A 23,692-nucleotide genomic window follows, 5' to 3' on the forward strand; every position below is an offset into this window, starting at 1 on the left:
TTTATTTTATTGCTCTCCAAATTTGCCCATCTTTAATAAACTTAAATCCTTTATCTAATAAAAACTTAACTTCTTTTACATAATAACCAGTTGCATTATACGGACTATGTGATAAAATAAAGCTTTTTCCTTGCTCTAATTGTTGCAATAGGAATTTTTCATTAATTTTCCACATATTATTTTTCCCAACCACGTCAACTATATTGTCCCAGTTTTTAAGTTCAAAATATGTTGCACCCCTTTGCCTAGCTATTTTTACATAAGAAATTCCATCTTGGCAATATTTTCCTAAAACTACTTCTGTTGAATTTGGTATGTTAGTAGCTTGTTTGGCTAAGTCGCTATATACCCCGCTTCCAATAGCATTACTACCTATATCCATTAACAAAGAAGCTTGTAATCCTGCTATCAATCCAGGCTCCAAACTATTAAAAAATATATTTAATAATCGATGTTCATCTTCTACATAGTAGCTGTATTCATTATATAATGGCTCAAGTGTTTCATATATTGGTTTGTTCCAAGGCATTGCTTCCGTTGTTGTATGAGTGGTTCTATATTTCCCCTGAAGCCTCTTTACTTCTTCACTGATAATTTCATAATCAAGTATTGATGAAACAGGTATTACATTATTACTATACTTTAATCTTTTGTTAATATTATCATACAATTCATTGTCCCAATTAGCCCAACCTACTCCATTTTTTCTTAATTGATCAAGTGATTTAAATCCATTAGCACCAATAAACATACCTATTTTTTCTAATGTATTGTTTGAATGTTTACCTGGAACTTCTTTGTTATAATTTTCTAAAACTTTTAATTTTCTAATTCTTTCCCATTGATCTTTTTCAATGTATTCATAATCAGAAATATTATATTCTATATCTACAGCTTGGTAAAATCTTTTATTCATAGTTATAAGAGTTGACTTATTTGCATTTTTTTTATCCTCTTCTCTTATAGAATTAGCTGCAGCCTGAATTCGTTCTCGTTCCTCCTCTGTTGTAGCTTTAAAATATGCATCTGTTAATTCAATTATTTTTATTTGCGCTACATCTGATAATTCACTGTCCCCCTTTTCCCAATGTCCAGTAGGGTCAGTGTACATTATTGGTTCATTATGGCAATATGTATATACATTCAAGCTCAACGGATCATTTGCATTACCCCTATAACTATCCTCTGTTATAAACCTTGCTATCTTACTATCATAGTATCTTGCATTTACATAATATAGGTCAGTTTCCTTGTCATACTGATATCCTGCATAGGTTATGTTATTATTTACATCCCCTGTTTGACTTATAATATTACCAAATGCGTCATAATCATATGTTCCTTTAACTTCTCCGTTTGGTGATATAAGTGCTGTAACATCTCCATGAGCATTGTACATATAGTAGTATTCTTCTTCTGGTGATGTGCCATTTTCCTCTACTAATCGATATAATAGAGTTGTACCATATACATTCTTTGCTAGTTGATTGCCTGTACTATCTGTTTCAAGTATAACCTTATCAGCCTCGTAAAGATAAAGTGTTGTATTGTTTCCAACTGTCTTTTCTACTCTATAATCCTGTGCATTGTAATTGTATGTACTTGTTGTACTGCCTTCTTTTAACATTATCAGACGATTGAAATTGTCGTAGCTATATAGGGTTAAATCTTGTGATCCTGAACCTTTGTCTGTACTTCTGATAATCTCAAGTTCAAAGCTTGGCATGTTCTGTATGTCAGTAGGTGTATTTGCATCTGTAATTGTCATGATGCTTTTTGTTTTACTTTTTAAGTTACCGTTATTATCATACTCATATATTGTTTTTTCTGTCTTTTTATCTGATAGCTTTGTTTCTGAGGATATCAGCCTGTTTTGTTCATTGTATATATAGCTTGTGCCTGTTAGGTTTTCTCCTACTATCACTATCTCTGTTTTTCTGTTACCTGCTTTATCAAAGCTATAGCTTGTTATCTTGCCGTTTGGCTCTGTCACTTTTTCAAGCCTGTTTAGGCTGTCGTATTCATATATTGTTGTTCCATCACTTGTTGTCTTTGATGTTTGGTTCTCTGCTGCATCATAGGTATATGTGTAGCTTTGTAGAACTGTTCCATCTGATTTTATATTCTTAAGTATATGAACTTTGTTATCCTTGTAATATGTATATGTTTCTTTTGTTCCTTCTGGATATATTATACTTTTTCTGTTCCCATTTGTATAGTAGTCATATTTTGTTATTTTATCTCCAGTTTTTACACTATATAAACGTCCTACCTTGTCATATGTCTTTTCTGATATATTTCCCTTAGGGTCAGTTGTTTTTTCTACTATATATCCTGATATATTGCTAGGTATATCATATTGATATATTGTTTGTCCTATAACTGGTACTGTCTTAGTTGTTACTCTGTTTTGCTCATCATATGTTCTTGTTGTTGTACCCGTATTGTCTGTCATTGTGAGTAGATTCCCGTTATTGTCATAGGTATAGCTTTTTATCTCACCATCTGCATTTTCACAAAGTAATCTACCAAATATATCATAGGTATAGGTTGTTTTTTTTCTGTTTCTATCTACCTTGCTTTTGAGCAAACCATCTGCTCTATATTTATAGCTTTCTGTTTTGCTCGCATTATTTATTCCATTAGGATCTATTTTCTTTCTAAGCTTATTCATTGCGTTATATACATAGGTTGTTACGTTTCCGTTTCCGTCTGTCTGGGTAAGCATATTGCCATTATTGTCATATGTATATGTGGTTGTTTCACCTAATGGATTTATTACGCTTTTAAGTCTATTTTCTGCATCATATCTGTATGTTGTAATATTGTATCTTCCATCTGTCTTGGTTGCAACGTTACCTCTGTTATCATAACTTTGTCTTGTTATATGACCTTCTCCATCTTCTATATATGTCTGACGAAGGTTTTTATCATAGCCATATTCTGTTACATTATGTAATGCATCATATACTCGTATCTGTGCATTTGCATTGTTATATTCCATTTGTCCTATAACTGTTCCTGTTGCATCTATAGTCTCTACTAGTCTGTTTATTCCATCGTACACATATTGAGTTGTATTGCCTTGATAGTCGGTTTCACTTATCTTGTTACCGTTAGCATCATATGTATATGTTGTTGTCTTATTTTTCCCACTAACATTAATTGATGCTGATTTTAGCTGATTTAGCTCGTTATATGTGTAATTTATTGTATTACCATTTCCATCTGTTTCATATGTTTTGTTACCATTTGCATCATAACCATATGATACGGTTATTCTTTCACTTGATGCTTCATTGCGTGTAGTATTTGATGTTTGTCTATTTAGAAAATCATAGGTATATTCATTTATCTTTTCAAGGCTATCTATTGAATACATAAGGTTTCCTGATTCATCATATTGAAAAGCAGTTGTTTTTGATGGATGAGGATCTGATTTAGTGTTATAATCATCTGGAGTTTTAACATATGCTACTTTATCAAAAGCATTCCATTTTGTTATTGTAATATTACCCATACCATCTTTTGTTTCTGTAACTCTTCCTAGTAAATCATATTTTGCACTACCTTTTTGTTTTCCGTTAACATAACTACTCAATAGGTTTCCTGTGCCATTATATGTATATGATATTTCTGTTTCATCACTGTATGTCTCTTTTACTTTTTGTCCAAGTCCGTTGTATTCATATTTTACAAAGTATGGTAGGTTATTGTTCTTTGATTCAGCGTCTTTTGTAGTTTCTAGTTGTCCTGATAATGTATATGTATTTGTTGTTCCATAACCTGTATATATTTTTTCATCATCAGTAATACCTGTTCCAGCTGCAAATCCCATTGCATCAAGTTTTTTTGTTATATTGCCAAGTATATCATATTCATATGCTGCAATAACGACTCTTGTCAAGTCCTTTGTCCAGTTATATGTTATGTTATTCATATTCCACTTTTTAAATACGACAGCTTTTGTCTTGATTCTGCTCATTAAATCATATGTATACTCTGTTCTTTCCATTGAGTTTATGTCTGTACCAACTACATTTTTAGGTGAAACCTCTGCAACTTTTCTTCCTGCTAGGTCATATTTAACTAGTGATGTGTTATTTTTTGTATCGACAAGCTTTATGAGATTACAAAGTAAGGACGTATATATCATGCTTAATTGTTTATTTTGCATAATATATACGTCCTTAAATGTATCTCTCACATAAAAGGTACGTCCCTAAATGTGATACAGCCCCTTAGAGAAAATCCCAAGGCGACTGTGACTGTGTTACTGGAAAAGATGGGGATTACGCACTTTCGCCTTTTCAAAGTTGTGCACATAATAAAACCAGTTTCTCTTTGACAGTTGCTTCACTTCAATTAGTTGTTCTCCATCAGGTTTTTCGCCTATCCTGGAATATATTATGCCGCGACTTTCATCCATGATTGACCACATTGTAAAGTTAATAGAATCGCGACTACTTGCAATAACATCAACCCCACTTTTATACAAAATTTCTATGTGGCTAACCAATTCGTTGGGGATCGATATGGTCTCATAGACCATACCGATATTGACGGTCATGTTGTATTTATCTTCCTCATGAAGGGGATCCTTTTGAATGACTATAGCGTCATAATCTAGTTCAGAAAGAACGTCAGCAACATATGATAATTCAGCAATATTTGATTTTAAGAACTTATCCATTTTGTTGTAACTTGGAGCCAATAAGAAAAAACCTCCCTCATAAATAACCAACAGAACTATAATTGCTATAACTATTAGTACAACTATCGAAACAGAACTAATTACACTTTTTTTGATTATACTCATTTTATAACCCCCTCATTGTACCAGTTTATTCCTAATTCAAAAAGCAATTTATCAGCTTTTTCATTGTCCCAATTTTTAAAACCATGTTTTAAAAAATGGTTGACCGAAGAACCAAACTTCATCCATGATTGGCTCATGCCGGCTGCTGCCGCAAGGTAGCCATATGTTATATTTCCAACTTGTTCGACTGTCACTAACTTTCCATTAAGAACCATTTGCGTGCTATAGCCCCAGAATGGTATGCCAAGAGTCTGCTCCCAATGATTGACATCACCCTCACGATATTTTAGGTTCCAAACCCCTTCGTTGCCAACTTTAGACCTAAACCAAAAATTTTTCCCACTGTGTGATTCAAAATCTCCCACGTCTCTTAAGAGTGCATTTTCAACTGGCGTAGAAATGTCACGATACAGCTTTCCGCCTATTCTTGAAGCGCCAACACCTGCGTTCTGCTCATCCTTTGTCAGTAGGTAGTTTAAGATAAACTGATTCTGAATTAAGAGTAATGTCTTTGCTGAGGAATCTATCCATTGATTCGTGAGCATATAACTAGTGCCACCAGATATGTTTACAACAAACCCATCATTAGTACCATTGAGTTTTCCACCGCTGCCAACATAAATCCTGTTGATAATGCCAGTATTATTAACCTTTACAATACTATTTGAGCCAGTAAATATATTGCTGACAACGCCAGTATTATTAATGTTAGAAGTGCTTTTCCCTGTACTTATGTTACCAATGGTATTAATATTGGTAATTGTGCCAATACTGCCGTTGACGATATTACTTATGTTTGCAATCGTGCCAGTATTGTATATGTAACTGATACTACCACTATTATTGATTGTGCCAACAGTGCCGCTACTGATGTTACTTATGTAATTGATAGTGCCGCTGTTGTTTACCGTTCCAATCGTACCGCTGTTAGTTATTGCAGAGGTAGCGCCAGTCAATACGTTCACCGTAACGATTGTACCACTGTTGCTTACTGTTGTTGTATCGTTGACAATCACGGTTTTTGTGGTATTGCCGCTACTTACAATGATCGAATTGCCGTTACCGCCACCTGAGTAACCAGCAGAAGTTCGGATGGCATTGGCCGCTTCATTGGCAGCTTTCATAGCTGCTATATTTCCTGCTGCATTGGCGGCATTCCAGTCTTTTGTAAGTTGCTCTAACTGCTTAATTTGAGAAGCTGTCAGATTCGCCTGATCCGTTGGCGACACATAATACCCTGAAGGATCCCAATACCTAATAGGATTATTAACACAATATGTATACAAGTTAAGACTTAACGGATCATTTGGATTTCCTGTATAGGTATCCTCAGTAATAAACCTTGCTATCTTACTATCATAGTATCTTGCATTTACATAATATAGGTCAGTTTCCTTGTCATACTGATATCCTGCATAGGTTATGTTATTATTTACATCCCCTGTTTTGCTTATTATATTACCAAATGCGTCATAATCATATGTTCCTTTAACTTCTCCGTTTGGTGATATAAGTGCTGTAACATCTCCATGAGCATTGTACATATAGTAGTATTCTTCTTCTGGTGATGTGCCATTTTCCTCTACTAATCGATATAATAGAGTTGTACCATATACATTCTTTGCTAGTTGATTGCCTGTACTATCTGTTTCAAGTATAACCTTATCAGCCTCGTAAAGATAAAGTGTTGTATTGTTTCCAACTGTCTTTTCTACTCTATAATCCTGTGCATTGTAATTGTATGTACTTGTTGTACTGCCTTCTTTTAACATTATCAGACGATTGAAATTGTCGTAGCTATATAGGGTTAAATCTTGTGATCCTGAACCTTTGTCTGTACTTCTGATAATCTCAAGTTCAAAGCTTGGCATGTTCTGTATGTCAGTAGGTGTATTTGCATCTGTAATTGTCATGATGCTTTTTGTTTTACTTTTTAAGTTACCGTTATTATCATACTCATATATTGTTTTTTCTGTCTTTTTATCTGATAGCTTTGTTTCTGAGGATATCAGCCTGTTTTGTTCATTGTATATATAGCTTGTGCCTGTTAGGTTTTCTCCTACTATCACTATCTCTGTTTTTCTGTTACCTGCTTTATCAAAGCTATAGCTTGTTATCTTGCCGTTTGGCTCTGTCACTTTTTCAAGCCTGTTTAGGCTGTCGTATTCATATATTGTTGTTCCATCACTTGCTGTCTTTGATGTTTGGTTCTCTGCTACATCATAGGTATATGTATAGCTTTGTAGAACTGTTCCATCTGATTTTAGATTCTTAAGTATATGAACTTTGTTATCCTTGTAATATGTATACTCTTCTTTTGTTCCTTCTGGATATATTATACTTTTTCTGTTCCCATTTGTATAGTAGGTATATTTTGTTGTTTTATCTTCAGTTTTTACACTATATAGACGTCCTACTTCGTCGTATGTTTTTTCTGATATGTTTCCCTTAGGGTCTATTGTTTTTTCTACTATATATCCTTATATATTAGATGAAACCTCTGCAACTTTTCTTCCTGCTAGGTCATATTTTATTAGTGATATATTATTTTTTGCATCTATTGTTTTTACAAGGTTACCCATAATCTAGCATTCAATAAAAAATAAAGACGTAAATATTTTGCCAAAATTATTTATTCAGCATAAATTTACGTCCTCATTTAAGTACAAATTTATATATAATTTTTCTTTTATTAGGTATATAAGAAATTATTTACAGGACCATTATATAATGTTGGTTCACAGTCTACTATCCCAAGTATATACAGTAGTTATAAATTTATGTAGTTGTACAGTCCCACCATTTTCTTTGCATTTCATAATCTTACTAATTTGTATCTATTTAACCCATTCTGCAATTCTTTCTCCCTCTTTAAGATTTTCTCTTTTATAATGAAATACAGTACCAAATCTATATTCTATTTCTTCTGCGACAATAAAATGTTTTTTAGTTACATTACGCAAATGTATATCTTCTATTACACATATTACTAAATTACTTCTATCATAATCACATTTTGCACGAAGTTCTTCTTTTTCAGACTCAGTAGCAAATCTAAAAGAAACATCTGAAATAGAAAGAGGACAAGAAATATATTCTGTTTCTTTAAAGATAATTTCTACGCTGTGATGATATGATAAATCAAAGTCACCAATTATTGTAAGCACACCACCTTCATCAACACTTGATACTCTAAAATCAAAAATATTATTCAACTCTAAATTTTCGCACAAAAAATTTAACTTTTTTTCTTTAAATTCTTTGCTCTCTATATTCTTTATGCTCTCTAAGTTTTCTTTGTTATACATTTATAAAAAACTCTCCTATTTAATTATTATTAATATTTTTAGCATTTTTTCTTTTTATGGAAACACTGGCACTGTTGGTAAAAGCCATTGAAATGTTGGAATAGGTGGTATATTTGGCATTAGCATAAAATAAAACTGACTATCATAACTCTCATAATTTCCACCAGTATCTTTCATAAAATATCCTCCATAAGGTTTAATATAATAATTCACTTTATTATCACGTAGTATACCTACCCTACTATTACCATTACCTAAATTCTTCACATAAACAACTTCTCCTATTGGTCTTTGTAAAAATTGAATCAAAGATAATGTATCATCTAACGTTGTATCAAAAAAAGCCTCATTTGAACCGCCAATACCAGTACCATTTCCTCCAACATTGTTATTATCATTATCGTCATTATTATTTGTAGGATCTTGCATTGGTATATGTGTTTCATTCCAATCTCGGTCATTATAGAAAGGACTATTTTCCCTACCAACGTTTTCTTTAACCCAAGCACCATCTTGTTTAAGATACCACTTACCATTTCCAGACCTTCGCACCCTCACCCTATAAGTCCAACCTTTTGAAGAATTACTACCAGCCGGAGCTCTTTTAGATGGTTCATGACACCATATTTCCCAATTTCCTTGTTCATTTGTCCATTTAAATCTGTATCCTACACTGAAATTAGAATCTGATTTAAATATATTTTTACAACCAGCTGGTACTCTAGATAATATGTCTTCAATTGTTGGATTTGCAAGTCCTTCAAAGCATCCAATAGGACCATTTCCCGTTATTACTGTTCCAAATCCTGCGAAATAATACATATTAGAATTTAATCTTGCACTATTTATGCTAATAAAAACTTCATTTTGTGAATAAGCTTGAACTATATTAGTTGATTTTCTAGTTATATTCACCATTTTAGAGTAATTTAAATCTTGTTTAGCAGCATTACTAACATACTCACTATCCATAATATAATCTAATTTATTTTTTAACGCTTGCTTTGTCAACGAACTGTTGTTAAGTATGTTTCCTGCTCTTGCTTCTTCAGCTTTATTATGAGCATCTATCATCCCCTGTTCGTCTCCACGTTTTTTGGCAGCTATGTATTCTGCAGTAGCCTCTGCAATCTGTACCTGTGCTTCAGGAGATAACTCACTGTCCCCCTTTTCCCAATGTCCAGTAGGGTCAGTGTACATTATTGGTTCATTATGGCAATATGTATATACATTCAAGCTCAACGGATCATTTGCATTACCCCTATAACTATCCTCTGTTATAAACCTTGCTATCTTACTATCATAGTATCTTGCATTTAGATAATATAGGTCAGTTTCCTTGTCATACTGATAGCCCGCATAGGTTATATTGTTATTTACATCCCCTGTTTGACTTATTATATTACCAAATGCATCATAATCATATGTTCCTTTAACTTCTCCATTTGGTGATATAAGTGCTGTAACATCTCCATGAGCATTGTACATATAGTAGTATTTTTCTTCTGGTGATGTACCAATTTCCTCTACTAATCGATATAATAGATTTGTACCATATACATTCTTTGCTAATTGATTGCCTGTATTATCTGTTTCAAGTATAACCTTATCTGACTCATACAAGTAGAGTGTCGTTTCTCCGTTTATTGTTTTCTCTGTCCTGTAGTCCTCTGCGTTATAATTGTATATGCTTGTTGTACTGCCTTCTTTTAACATTATCAGACGATTGAAATTGTCGTAGCTATATAGGGTTAAATCTTGTGATCCTGAACCTTTGTCTGTACTTCTGATAATCTCAAGTTCAAAGCTTGGCATGTTCTGTATGTCAGTAGGTGTATTTGCATCTGTAATTGTCATGATGCTTTTTGTTTTACTTTTTAAGTTACCGTTATTATCATACTCATATATTGTTTTTTCTGTCTTTTTATCTGATAGCTTTGTTTCTGCGGATATCAGCCTGTTTTGCTCATTGTATATATAGCTTGTGCCTGTTAGGTTTTCTCCTACTATCACTATCTCTGTTTTTCTGTTACCTGCTTTATCAAAGCTATAGCTTGTTATCTTACCATTTGGCTCTGTTACTTTTTCAAGCCTGTTTAGGCTGTCGTATTCATATATTGTTGTTCCATCACTTGTTGTCTTTGATGTTTGGTTCTCTGCTGCATCATAGGTATATGTATAGCTTTGTAGAACTGTTCCATCTGATTTTAGGTTTTCAAGTGTTTTAACCTTATTATCCTTGTAATATGTATATGTTTCTTTTGTTCCTTCTGGATATATTATACTTTTTCTGTTCCCATTTGTATAGTAGGTATATTTTGTTGTTTTATCTCCAGTTTTTACACTGTATAAACGACCTACTTTGTCGTATGTTTTTTCTGATATATTCCCCTTAGGGTCTATTGTTTTTTCTACTATATATCCTGATATATTGCTAGGTACATCATACTGATATATTGTTTGTCCTATCACTGGTACTGTCTTAGCTGTTACTCTATTTTGCTCATCATATATTCTTGTTGTTGTACCTGTAGAATCTGTCATTGTAAGTAGATTTCCGTTATTGTCATAGGTATAGCTTTTTAACTCACCATCTGCATTTTCACTAAGTAATCTACCAAATATATCATAGGTATAGGTTGTTTTTTTTCTATTTCTATCTACCTTGCTTTTGAGCAAGCCGTCTGCTCTGTATTTATAGCTTTCTGTTTTGCTTGCATTGTTTATTCCATTAGGATCTATTTTTTTTCTAAGCTTATTCATTGCGTTATATACATAGGTTGTTACATTTCCATTACCGTCTGTCTGGGTAATCATATTTCCATTATTGTCGTAGGTATATGTGGTTGTTTCACCTAATGGATTTATTACGTTTTTAAGTCTATTTTCTGCATCATATCTGTATGTTGTAATATTGTATCTTCCATCTGTCTTGGCTGCAACGTTACCTCTGTTATCATAACTTTGTCTTGTTATATGTCCTTCTCCATCTTCTGCATATGTCTGACGAAGGTTTTTATCATAGCCATATTCTGTTACATTATGTAATGCATCATATACTCGTATCTGTGCATTTGCATTGTTATATTCCATTTGTCCTATAACTGTTCCTGTTGCATCTATAGTCTCTACTAGTCTGTTTATTCCATCGTACACATATTGAGTTGTATTGCCTTGATAGTCAGTTTCACTTATCTTGTTACCGTTAGCATCATATGTATATGTTGTTGTCTTATTTTTCCCACTAACATTTATTGATGCTGATTTTAGCTGATTTAACTCGTTATATGTGTAATTTATTGTATTACCATTCCCATCTGTTTCATATGTTTTGTTACCATTTGCATCATAACCATATGTTGTTGTTATTCTTTCACTTGATGCTTCATTGCGTGTAGTATTTGATGTTTGTCTATTTAGAAAATCATATGTATATTCATTTATCTTTCCAAGGCTATTTTTTGAATACATAAGGTTTCCTAAATCATCATATTGAAAAGCAGTTGTTTTTGATGGATGGGGATATGATTTAGTGTTATTATCATCTGGAGTTTTAACATATGCTACTTTATCAAAAGCATTCCATTTTGTTATTGTAATATTACCCATGCCATCTTTTGTTTGTATAACTCTTCCTAGTAAATCATATTTTGCACTACCTTTTTGTTTTCCATTTACATAACTACTTAATAGGTTTCCTGTGCCATTATATGTATATGATATTTCTGTTTCATCACTGTATGTCTCTTTAACTTTTTGTCCAAGTCCGTTGTATTCATATTTTACAAAGTATGGTAGGTTATTGTTCTTTGATTCAGCGTCTTTTGTAGTTTCTAGCTGTCCTGATAATGTATATGTATTTGTTGTTCCATAGCCTGTATATATTTTTTCATCATCAGTAGTACCTGTTCCAGCTGCAAATCCCATTGCATCAAGTTTTTTTGTTATATTTCCAAGTATATCATATTCATATGCTGCAATAACGACTCTTGTCAAGTCCTTTGACCAGTTATATGTTATGTTATTCATATTCCACTTTTTAAATACGACAGCTTTTGTTTTAACTCTGCTCATTGAATCGTATGTATACTCTGTTCTTTCCATTGAGTTTATGTCTGTACCAACTACATTTTTAGGTGAAACCTCTGCAACTTTTCTTCCTGCTAGGTCATATTTTATTAGTGATATATTATTTTTTGCATCTATTGTTTTTACAAGGTTACCCATTGTGTCATAGAAATATCTAGTAGTATTGTTGTTTGCATCTGTTGATGTTTCAACCTTACCATTCCATGTATAGGTTTTTGAAGCTGTAACAGTCATTGTTTGACCTGAGCTGTTTTTTCCTGTAGTGCTTGTAGATAAAAGTCTATCTAATATGTCATAATTATTCACAGTAACTGTTCCATCTGGTTGTGTAATGCTTTTTATATTACCATTTTTATCATAGCTATATTTGGTTGTAATGCTTTTTAGGTTATCGTCTTTATAACTTTCTCCAAAAATATCTCCACTTCGTACATAGTTTGTAACAACAGTAGGTTTTTTCATATAGTTATATTGATATTCTGTTTCTTTTGTCTCAATGATTAATATATATTTAGTTTCATTGTCTATAATTTCATCAACAATAGGCTTTTCTATATTAGTAGGATAAACTATTTGTTCTTTAATTTTAGAATTTATCACATATCTAATTTCTTTACTTATGTTGCCATTAACATCATATTCAAAGGAGCTTTTTTTACCATCAGAACCAGTTTGTTCAATGATACGGTCTTTATCATATTTTGATAACGTGTAGTATGTATCATTTGTTACTTCATTAAGTTCAACAAGCTGTTTTCCTATCTCTTGCTTGAGTATGTTTCCATTTTTATCATAACTAAAGTTTGTCCATGAATATTTGATATTTCCATCTTTTATCGAAACTGGTGTCCAAATATCACTTACATTACCCATACCATCATAGTTATATATTGTACTTGCACCATTTGCTGAAATTTCTTCCTTAACTGTTCCATCATAATTGTATATTGTTTTAGTCTTTGTAAAATCAGGATATTGCTGTTCTACAACTCTTCCTGCATAGTCGGTTATTGTAATGGTAGTTGACTTTGATTGTCCATCTTTATCATAGTATATTATGTCTGTTTTTTGACTATTACCATTAAGTAATATACTATAGCTAGTTTCTGATAATAGTATTTCAACAGGAGATTGCTTAGTCATATCTTTAAAATATACTTTTGTAGGTCTGTTTAATACATCATACTCGAATCTATAATATGCATTATTAGGCTTTAATTCACTAATTTTGTTGCCAAATTTATCATAGGTATATTTTGTTTTATTGCCTAAAGCATCTTCAGTGTATTCCAAATAACCGTTGTCATACCATTTATATTTTGTACCTATCAAACCAGTATATTGACTTGTCTGCAAATTGTCCTTATCTGCCTCATATTGCTCAGGTGTAACCTCCAAAATCTTATACCCAGCATTGTCGTATACTATTCTAGTTACTCCGCCATCTGGATGTTTTTCTCTTATTATATTTCCATTTTTATCGTAATCCCAACTGATTACTTCTAACTTTGGCGATGTCTCTTTTGTCTTCCACCCAATTTTATTATATTCATATGTTGTAATATCACCAGTCTTATTCTTATAGGTTTTAATATTACCGTAATTATCATATGTGTATGTTTCTGTATTTCCTATTGGATCTGTTGTACTTTTTAAAAGACCTCCGACATTACAGCTAAAAAGCTGATTTGCTTCTGACTTGGTATAATATTCATATGTTGTTATTGCAAACTTATTATTATATGTTGAATCAGAATTTTTATCATCATACTCATCTGTACCATTTAAAGGTTTTACCTTTTTTAGTAGAAGTTTTTTTGTTTCGCTATCATAAATATAGAAGGTTTTATGTCCTACTTCATTTATTTCCTTAATAAGATTATTTTTCTCATCATAAAAAAACTGTTTTTTACTCTTATTAGGGTCAGTAATTTGGTCAGGATTTGTTATACCTGTAATATTACCTTTATTGTCAACATCAAATAAGGTCGTATTTCCATTTCTGTCTATTTTTGATTTGATATCTCCATAATGATTAATATTAGAATTAAACCAATAGCTTGTTACCTCTGAACGTCCTTCAGGATCTTGAACTCTGATTGTATACATAGCAACATCAAATTCATATGTCCATTTTTTGTTTTCAGAATTTGATATTGTTGTTCTTCTATTTGTTACATCATATGTGTATACCCACGTTTCACCTGCTGCATCGATTGTCTTACAAATTTTATTTTGTGCATCACCCATATTGTGACTATATTTTAAGGTTTGGAACACATGAGCATTGCCATCTATTAGTTTTGTAAGATATTTTGATGAATCATACTCATATTGTAATGTTTGACTATTTGGGTCTATTACCTTAACTAGCAAATTTTTATAGTTATATTCGTATATAACCTGTCTTAACTCAGGGTCAGTGATACTTTTCAAGAGTCCATTTGTAGGATAGTATTCAAGTTTATATTGTCTTCCTACTGTATCAACTATATTATCTATTTTTCCATTTTGATAGTTTATAGAAATTCTGTTTCCATTTTTATCTTCCATAGATGTCATATAACCATATTCGTTAAATCCATATTTGTATTGGTCCTTCGTATATAATATACTTGAATTAGAAAATTTTACATATGAGGCTCTTGTTCCTTCTGGAACGTATTTATCTCCATTTCTATTAAATACATGTGTACTTCCATCTGGCAGACAAATATATACAGTGTTTTCGCCACCATAAGCTCTTCCTTCAAATCCAAAGGTCCACCCTCTACCTAACATAGTAGGTTTCTCGTCTCTTGAGTTATATGTTCTACTGAAATTCACTTGAAAACCTGGAGCAGGAATACTCATGTCTGTACATGTAACTGAATAATTTCCTGAAGCTGGATTTACTCCACCTTCTCCATAATGGAATCTTTCCGCATTTCTTGCTCTTTCATCCATTGTATACCATGTATCTTGACTTCCTTCTCCTGAACCCGCAAGAATATCATCTCCAGCACCAAGACCGTTATATGTATCTGGTAAAGTCTGGGGAATATTTGTCAAAGTAGCAAATGCATCAACTCTACCCTCAGAGCCAATAATGTATTTTAGTGCATCACATTTTACTACATTGTTTATAATTCTTTCTTTTATTTCGTCAATGCTACTTTGAGGGAGATAACTTTTTGCAAGAGCTGCAATTCCAGATACATAAGCAGCTGATACTGAAGTTCCACTATAATAGTCATAGCCTTGCTCTGGTATTGTGCTTAATACACTTGTACCTGGAGCGGCAACATCCACGTTAATTCCTCTGTTTGAAAATGTAGCCAAAATTCCCATACAGTCTACTGCACCTACTGAAATTACGTTTGGAATATCAAAACTTGCAGGGTAAACAGGAAAATATTTGGAATATCCTCCTCTATTTCCAGCTGCGCATACGAATAACATGCCACTATCAGCCATTGCTTCCTTAAGTGCAATATTATTATCTGTACCACCAAAGCTACAGTTAATAATATTTACACCCATATTTTTTGCATATTCTATTGCTTCAATTGCGTCACTGGTATATCCAGTGGTAGCATTAATGAACTTTAACGGTAATATTTTTACTTTTGGTGCTACACCCACTACTCCACTGTTATTTGCACTAGCAGCAATTATACCTGCAATATAAGTACCATGAACATCTTCTTCTGGTGAGGAATACACAGTATTCATATCATCACTAAAGTTCCATCCATTGATATCATCAATGTATCCATTGCCATCATCATCTATTCCGTTTCCAGGTATTTCTTTTTGATTTACATAAACATTATCCTTAAGGTCAGAATGTGTAATGTCTATTCCGCTGTCTAACACACCAATTACTACATTTTCACCTGTTGATAGATCCCATGCATTTAATGCATTAATGTCAACAGTACTTCTGCCAATCTTTCCTCTTACCTCTTGACCACTGTTTAACAAACCCCATTGAAGTAAAAATTTCTCATCAGTTGGTGTACTGGTTATTGTAAGCGGGTAGTTTGGCTGTGCGTATTCAACATTAGGATCTTTTTTTAGCTCTTCAATTACACTGCTAATGTCATCTGTTTTATCAATTTCTAATATACTAATACGCTTTGACTTAAAATTCTTTTTCTCAATAAACTTTTTAAGCTTTAATTTACTTTTTATATTATTGTGCATTTTAGAATTACTAGATTCACTTTTGTATTTAATAATTATATCTGTTTTTTCATTAGACCTTTGTGAATCAAGAGCAACTATTTTTTTAGTCATTTCATTTTTTTCATGACTAACATTTTCTGCAAATACATTTGGTGCACATGTTACTTGAGCTACTAAAATAGCAACGGTTAAAATTTTAGCTATTATTTTTTTGAATTTACACATATTATCCCCCTCTTATTGTTGTATGCTTACATTGTAATTTATTTGGCTAGTACATTTTTTCTTTCCAACAAACTTTATACTATTAATAATACCTGTCATTTCTCTTACACTTTTATTCTTAACAAAAATAGTAATATAACAAAGGTTATCTTTATTTTCAACAATTATCTGCATATTGTTGTCTTTAAAATAAGTTGTAGTAGTATCCAGCTCAGGTGTAAATTCACATACATCAACTAAGACCAACTCATCTGTATTAATAGCTATTGTCATTTTATATTGATTAATATCTTTTACATTAGATACAGGCATCATAATCGAAAATTCTTCCCCTTCATCAATAGTTACTTGTAGAGGAATATTTTGATTGTACATTAGTTGCTCAGTCCACTCACTAGTTTTAAATGTATTTAAAGCTCTTATCCTAAATGAATGAGTCAAATAACGACCTGCTTGTAATATATTTATACTTGATTCTTCGGTTGTAGCAACAATTACTCCATCCATTTCAATCTCATATTGTGATGCTCCTTTGGATGTATCCCATTTCAACTGTATTCCTCCATCTTCCGCATTTGATACTATAAGATTTTTTGGCGTCGAAATATCTGTAACACAATATACAGTACTGCCCCACGGTCCTTGTCCTACTGTAGTCAATGCTCTCACTTGGAATTGATATAAGGTACCATTTGTTAGTCCATCTATAGTAATTGTAGAATCTGTAGTTGTATAGCTATTACCACTGGAATCCTTTACTTCATAAGAAATAGCATCTTTAACATCATTCCAATCAATGCTAATTGCAGCACCGGTAGTAGTTAAACTATTTTTACATAATATATTTATAGGTGCACCAGGTAAAGCTTCGTTTGTTGAGGCAGATATTGATTCACTCCAAATACTTGACCCTGATTCGTTATATGAACGAATTCTGTAACTACGTGTTGTTTTCGGAGGAATATCAAAATCATGATATGCATTTGAGTAAACTTTTACAATTTTATTATTTTCAATTTCTACCTCATATCCTTGTGCATTAGCTACATTATTCCAATTTAATTCAATAGCAAATTCTGTTGCATTTATATTTTCTAGTATAGGAGCTTCAGGAATTGCCTGAGGTCCTGAAAAAGATATTTCGTGCGACCATTCTCCCAGTATATTTTGCTCATAATCAAGTACGGCAGCAACTCTAACTGCATAAAATGCTTGTGGAGTTGTAGCTATGCTAATCATAGGTACATCTACATTTTGAGATTGTCCACCATTTATTTTCACCATATATCCTTTAGCATCTTTTACTGAATCCCATGAAACTACTATTGAACCTTGGTTAATCTTTGAAGGTTTAATATTTTGCGGTATACTTGTTATTTCTCTTTTTGTTGTAATTGTTATAGATTCACTCCATTCACTATAGCCACTTTGATTGCCCGCTCTTACTGAATAGTTGTGAGTTGAATTATCCAATAATGACGAATGTATAAATGTAGTATTTGGTCCAGAATAAATTATTACGCCATCAGCAGATAATTCGTATATATTTGCCACATCACATTTACTCCATTGTATAGTAACAATATTTTGTCCAGAAGTTCCTAAAACTTGTGAAGGAGCAGTAGGAATGGCTTTTACTGTTACAGGATAACTCCAACCACCTTCTCTTTCATCAAAAAGTGCTCTTACTTTATACGTATGAGGTTGAGTCAAACTTGAAACAGAGTCAATATATGATGTAGTTATAGCCGATGTAGTAGTACAAGTTGCATTATCAATTTCTATTTTATAACTTGATGCATTTTCAATACTATTCCAGTTAATACATATTGCTGCGCCCTCTACATTACCAGTAATTTCAGGGGCATCTGCTACTCTAGGTAATAGTTTTATACTTTGTGGTGCTGCATAGCCACTATCCCCACCTTCGTTGACAGCCATAATTTTGACAACATGCTCTGATTCAGAGGCAACTGAAGGATCAAATGAATAAGTATATTCAGGTATACTTATTCCTCTTATTTCGTTTCCATCTATATTAACAACATATGAATCAGCATTATTCACTGAATTCCAAGAAATATTAATTTTTGTTTGTGTTGCAGTTAGTTCAATTCCATTAGGCATAATAGGAGCACTAGAAATTGTTTTTATAGTAACAGGTGTACTCCATTTACCATTATCAAATATATTTCTTGCTCTTATGCTATAAGTGTGAACACTTCCAGGGGTTAATCCATTATGCTCAAAATTAGTATTTAATTCTGTATTGTATATCTTACCATCACACTTTATATCATAGCCATTTGCACCATTTACTTCATTCCATGAAACTTGAGTATATGTATTAAATCTATTGAATTTAATTCCATCAGGAATGGTAGGAGCTTCACCTTTAGTTTTTTGAGTAATTTTTGCCACTAAGACTCCAGATTCATTTGAAGCAATAATTTCATAAGTATATGTTGTGTTTGGTGTAAGTCCAGTATCAAGAAATTTATTATCAGTTATTTTATCAGCTATAACAACGCCATCTCTCTTAATTATGTAAAATTTTGCTCTTGCACTTTGCTCCCAAGAAAGAGTGATTTGTTTATCCTTAGCAGAAGATCTTAATTGACTTGGAGCATCAGGAGGTGCAATTTTAGTACTGAATACTTTTTCTGCTATACCAGATGATTTGACTCCATTGCTATTAATAGAACAAACTTTTACAGTATATTGAGTTTGAGCATCCAATCCTGAAAAACTATAACTATTGGTATTAATTTCATTTGATTCATTTATTAGATTATCACCTTTGTATAAACTGCATTTATACAAAACTGAATTAGGGTTATTATTTTTATCCCATGTAAATTGAACGTTATCAAATGTTACATTATTAATAACAATATTTTTTGGTATATTTGACGATGTATAAATTATTGAAGGCTCACTCCACTCTCCTTCATTAGTCCATTTTGTTGTATCGTAAGGGTTATTGGTGTCGCATACATTAAAACATCTAACAGATAACAAATACTGTTTATTAGGTAAAGTAAACGGTATATTAATTTTGTTAGTTTGAGAATATTGTTTCTGTTGTTCATTTATTAAAATTTCATAGCCTACTGCTTCTGACTGAGCTGTCCAACTCAAATTTATATTGGAAGACTGTAAAGCAGCTTTCACTCCTAATACTTTTGATGGTCTATTAGGTGTGGTAATAACATCAAGAGCAGTTTCACTCCAATTCCCATATGTAGTTAAGTTTGATTTCCCTCGAATTTTATACCTATAAGTTTGATTAGTTAATAAACCTGTATCAGTATATGAGGTTACCATAATATTATCTATTTGTTTTGTTTCAGTTACAGAGCCATTAACTACGGTTTCTCTTAATAAATCATATACATAAGCTCCCTGCGAAGAATTCCATGTTAAGCTTATTGAATTATTTGTCTTATTTGTGCAAGTTAACCCTACCGGAGCTAATGGTGTTGTTTTAATGCTTGCTTCTTGACTTACAGCTTCAGTACCGTTTTCTCTGTCTCTTGCATATACGATAATTTTATACTCTGTGTTACCCGCTAAATTAGTCGCTGTGATAGTCTTTGACGGAAGTTGTATCCAAACAGCGTTTTCAGATAATGTCCCATTGCTGGATAAATATTTATTACCAACCTTTATTTTATATAATATATCAATAGGGTTCGCATCTGAAATATTTATTTTTATTGAGTTATTGTTGCCTGCTATAAGGCTTGTTGACGGAGCTTGAGTCTTTGTAGTAAATGTACTGTTAAATGGAGAAGATATATTGCCCTTTATATCTCTTGCCTCCACCTTATACGAATATTTAGTAAGTGGAGAAAGATTACCTATACTATAGGAACTATGGGAAGGTAACCACCCCGTTACATTAGAACCTACAGTATATCTATACTCTATTGGTGCTGATATATCATTTGCAAAAACAGAAATATTTGCACTATTATATGTAGTAGATACTGAGCATTTATTTATAACAGGTGCTTCAGTATCAACCCTAAATAATTTTTGTACAACGGCTGCATATCCTGAGTTAGGCAAGATTATTCCACTATCAGTATCATCAGTGATTCTAACCTTAACAGTAATTGTATTTATTCCTTGCTTTAGTTTTGTAGCGTCAATGCCTTTACTAAAAGTAACAGTTTTAGTTGATTTAGTATCATGTACAATTTCACTATTTTCATTTACATATATAGGTGGTTTTGGAATTATAAGATCGGGTATTTCAGTTATACTATTAATTGAATATAATGCTTCACTAAAAGCTAATTGGCCAATTGAATATAATGCTGAACCAGGTGGTGAAGGCTCATTTACAATGTATTCACATAAAAGTGTACTATTATCATTATCACTAACATCTATTTGTAGTTTAAAATCTGTATCCTCACTACCTAATGTAGTATTATAAGATAAGTTTCTTATAGTAACAGTAGGGGGATTGTAACAAGAAGCACAGTTTTGAAGTTTGACATAATATCCTTTATCAACTTTTTCACCACATATTGCACATACTTCATAAACTCTATGCCCCTTTTCTGTATGGGGACCATATTCACGTACGAATTTGTGATGTAACCCTTCTATAGGTGGTAAGGGTGTCACATAACTTACTTTTTGTACAGTTGTAGATGTTCCGATTGGGTTATAAGCATAAGCAGTTTCTGCAAATGCACCTTGTACAAAATTAATTTGAATAATAATACAAAGTAAAACTATAAGCAATTTTTTTATTCTTTTTTTCATATTAAACCTCCTTAAAAATATCTGGTAACTAAGAGGATATTGATCCTCTAATTTTTAAACTTTTATTTAATATATTTTTAATTATTACAAAATAGCCGAAAAAACAACAAAAATCAACAAACTAACAAAGTTAATTATATTGTATATTTTTTACTTTTTCAACATATATTGTTAGACGGTATTCGACTTTATTCGACACTATTATACTTATTTTACATGTTTTAACACCAAATATCATAATTCAATTCACACTAATCTTCTTACTACTACAAATTTTGAAATTGCAAGCATATTGGTAAAAAGGCACAGGAAATAGACATTCCTGTGCTTTTTATCGTTTTTTTTACATATTCATAATTTTTGTCATTGTTTATATAATTATTTCCATAAATGTTATTGTTTGTAGATGTGTTTTATGATATTATGTTATAAATTGTATATTTCTGTCATATGCTACAAAACAAAAATTTAAATTGTAGATATTTGTGGTGGTAAAAGCAGAGCACGGACAGAATAGAAATATTCTATTACATTGTGAAGGGGTTAAAAATGAAGAAAATTTTAATGAAAATTTATATTTTTATATTAGTTGTTATTAATAGCTTATCGACTGTTTTATTTGCTTTATCATTTATAGGTATTATTGATAATTTAACTAAAAATAATTTTATATTATTTAGAAAAAATTTAATATTTTTAATATGTATCGTAGTATTTCAAATTATAACAGGTTATATATATTCACGACAAAAAAACAAATATGTTGCGCATACTGTTATATCTCTAAAATCTAGACTAAGTGAAAAAATATTTGCATTATCAATTACAAGTTTTAATAAAAAAGAAATAGGCGAATATATATCATTTTTGTTTAATGACATAAACATGCTTGAAAAAAACTACATCATGCCAAAATTTGAGCTTTTAGAAAAAATTGTACTTGTTGTTTTATCTATTACAGGAATAATAATAATCAATCCTTTATATTTGATAGTTTTAGTTGTTATTTTAGCTCTTTCTGTACTAATTCCTTTTGCATTAATGAAAAAAGTAGAAATTAGAAGTAAACACGTCAGTAAAAATAATGAATTAGCTACAACAAAATATCTTGAAATATTGAATGGTTTTAAAATCATAAAACATTGGAATTTAGAAAATAAGTTTTTAAGCGAAAGTAATGACTATGTTAAAAAAATGGAATACTCTAAATTATCACTAAACAACTATTCAATTTTAGTTAATAGTAGCCTACAGTTTATGTTGAATTTTTTAATAGTTGCAGTTTTTGGATTAGGAGGAATACTCGTATCTAAAAATTTAATAACTGTCGGAATGATATTTGCTTTAACAAATTTAATAACAAATGTAACTAATCCATTTATGTCATTAATGATGCTATTTAACCAAATAAAATCCGTAAAATATATAAAAGATAAATGCAATAAGATTTTGTCTGAAGAATACGTAGAGGGTAAACATTTATTTAAAAGTGAAGAATTTAATTCTTTACAATTAAAAAATGTATCTTTTAGTTATCCTACTTCAGAAATTGAAACACTAAATGATATTAATTATACTTTTGAGAAAGGTAAGAAATATGCTATTGTTGGTAAAAACGGAAGTGGAAAAAGTACTATAGTCAAAATTTTAGCTAAAGTACTTGATAATTATACTGGCAATATATATTTTAATAACACTTTATTAAATGAAATTGATGAAAAAGATTATTTTAATAGAATCGGTTATATAGACCAAGATCTTTATCTTTTTAATAAATCCATTGAAGAAAACATATTTATTAAGGGAAAAGAAAATACAAGCGTAAATGAAGAAATTAAAGATAATCTATATGATGTATTTAATATAGATAAGATAAATTATGATTGCTCTAATTTAAGTGAAGAAAATAATAACTCGAAATCTTTATCTGGTGGTGAAAAGCAAAAAATAATAATTATTAGAGAGTTGTTAAAGAATATAGATATTTTATTAGCAGATGAACCAAACTCGGCTTTAGATAAAAAAACATCAAAAAATTTAATAGAGACCTTTGTAAATATTGAACCCCTAACAGTTATAATGATTACACATACAATAAATGAAGATTTAAAAAAATTTGATAAAATATTAGTTATAGAAGATGGAACTATAGAAGAATGTGGGACATATGAAGAACTTTTATTAAACAAGGAATATTTTCATGAACATGAACAAGTTAATGCTAATGAATTAAATAGTTAGTATATACAAGTTGAATTTCGACTCTTTAAGCACAGGAAATAGCCATTCCTGTGCTTAG

7 protein-coding genes and 1 pseudogene are annotated in these 23,692 nt (G+C 31.4%); 1 reads left to right on the forward strand and 7 read right to left on the reverse strand.

All coding sequences use genetic code 11. From position 1 onward, the window contains the following. Nucleotide 1: 1 nt before the first annotated feature. From JYG23_RS08905 to JYG23_RS08930, 7 genes and pseudogenes are all read right to left on the reverse strand, one after another. Nucleotides 2-4,177 carry an RHS repeat protein gene (locus JYG23_RS08905; RefSeq protein ID WP_207235305.1) on the reverse strand — a complete coding sequence of 1,392 codons (4,176 nt, stop codon included), beginning with the start codon at nt 4,175-4,177 and terminating at the stop codon, nt 2-4. Nucleotides 4,178-4,273: 96 nt separating this feature from the next. After that, complete coding sequence (locus tag JYG23_RS08910; protein WP_207235307.1) at nt 4,274-4,819, reverse strand: hypothetical protein; 546 nt, start codon at nt 4,817-4,819, stop codon at nt 4,274-4,276. Continuing rightward, nucleotides 4,816-6,957, reverse strand: a complete 2,142-nt coding sequence (locus JYG23_RS14875) for an RHS repeat-associated core domain-containing protein (protein WP_242631550.1) — start codon at nt 6,955-6,957, stop codon at nt 4,816-4,818. Before JYG23_RS14875 ends, JYG23_RS08910 begins: the two co-directional genes overlap by 4 nt. Before the next feature lie 222 nt (nt 6,958-7,179). Next, nucleotides 7,180-7,293 (reverse strand): annotated as a pseudogene (locus JYG23_RS15160) (hypothetical protein); the annotation flags it as partial. Between the two features lie 363 nt (nt 7,294-7,656). Next, nucleotides 7,657-8,127, reverse strand: a complete 471-nt coding sequence (locus JYG23_RS08920; RefSeq protein ID WP_207238046.1) for a hypothetical protein — start codon at nt 8,125-8,127, stop codon at nt 7,657-7,659. 54 nt (nt 8,128-8,181) lie between these two features. Further along, nucleotides 8,182-16,611, reverse strand: coding sequence for a S8 family serine peptidase (locus JYG23_RS08925; protein WP_207235308.1), 8,430 nt, complete (start codon nt 16,609-16,611; stop codon nt 8,182-8,184). Between the two features lie 12 nt (nt 16,612-16,623). After that, complete coding sequence (locus JYG23_RS08930) at nt 16,624-21,393, reverse strand: fibronectin type III domain-containing protein (protein ID WP_207235309.1); 4,770 nt, start codon at nt 21,391-21,393, stop codon at nt 16,624-16,626. 549 nt (nt 21,394-21,942) lie between these two features. Between JYG23_RS08930 and JYG23_RS08935 the strand changes: the two genes are divergently transcribed. Further along, the gene (locus tag JYG23_RS08935) at nt 21,943-23,634 is read left to right on the forward strand and encodes an ABC transporter ATP-binding protein (protein WP_207235311.1); all 1,692 of its coding nucleotides are present in this window, start codon (nt 21,943-21,945) and stop codon (nt 23,632-23,634) included. The last annotated feature ends 58 nt before the right edge of the window (nt 23,635-23,692 follow it).

Origin of the sequence: Sedimentibacter sp. zth1 (assembly GCF_017352195.1) — a bacterium.
Classification (GTDB): Bacteria; Bacillota; Clostridia; order Tissierellales; family Sedimentibacteraceae; genus UBA1535.

Excerpts from the sequence above, each read along its gene's own strand:
- JYG23_RS08905 (WP_207235305.1), bottom strand. The coding sequence starts at position 4,177 with ATGCAAAATAAACAATTAAGCATGATATATACGTCCTTACTTTGTAAT.
- JYG23_RS08910 (WP_207235307.1), bottom strand. The coding sequence starts at position 4,819 with ATGAGTATAATCAAAAAAAGTGTAATTAGTTCTGTTTCGATAGTTGTA.
- JYG23_RS08920 (WP_207238046.1), bottom strand. The coding sequence starts at position 8,127 with ATGTATAACAAAGAAAACTTAGAGAGCATAAAGAATATAGAGAGCAAA.
- JYG23_RS08925 (WP_207235308.1), bottom strand. The coding sequence starts at position 16,611 with ATGTGTAAATTCAAAAAAATAATAGCTAAAATTTTAACCGTTGCTATT.
- JYG23_RS08930 (WP_207235309.1), bottom strand. The coding sequence starts at position 21,393 with ATGAAAAAAAGAATAAAAAAATTGCTTATAGTTTTACTTTGTATTATT.
- JYG23_RS08935 (WP_207235311.1), top strand. The coding sequence starts at position 21,943 with ATGAAGAAAATTTTAATGAAAATTTATATTTTTATATTAGTTGTTATT.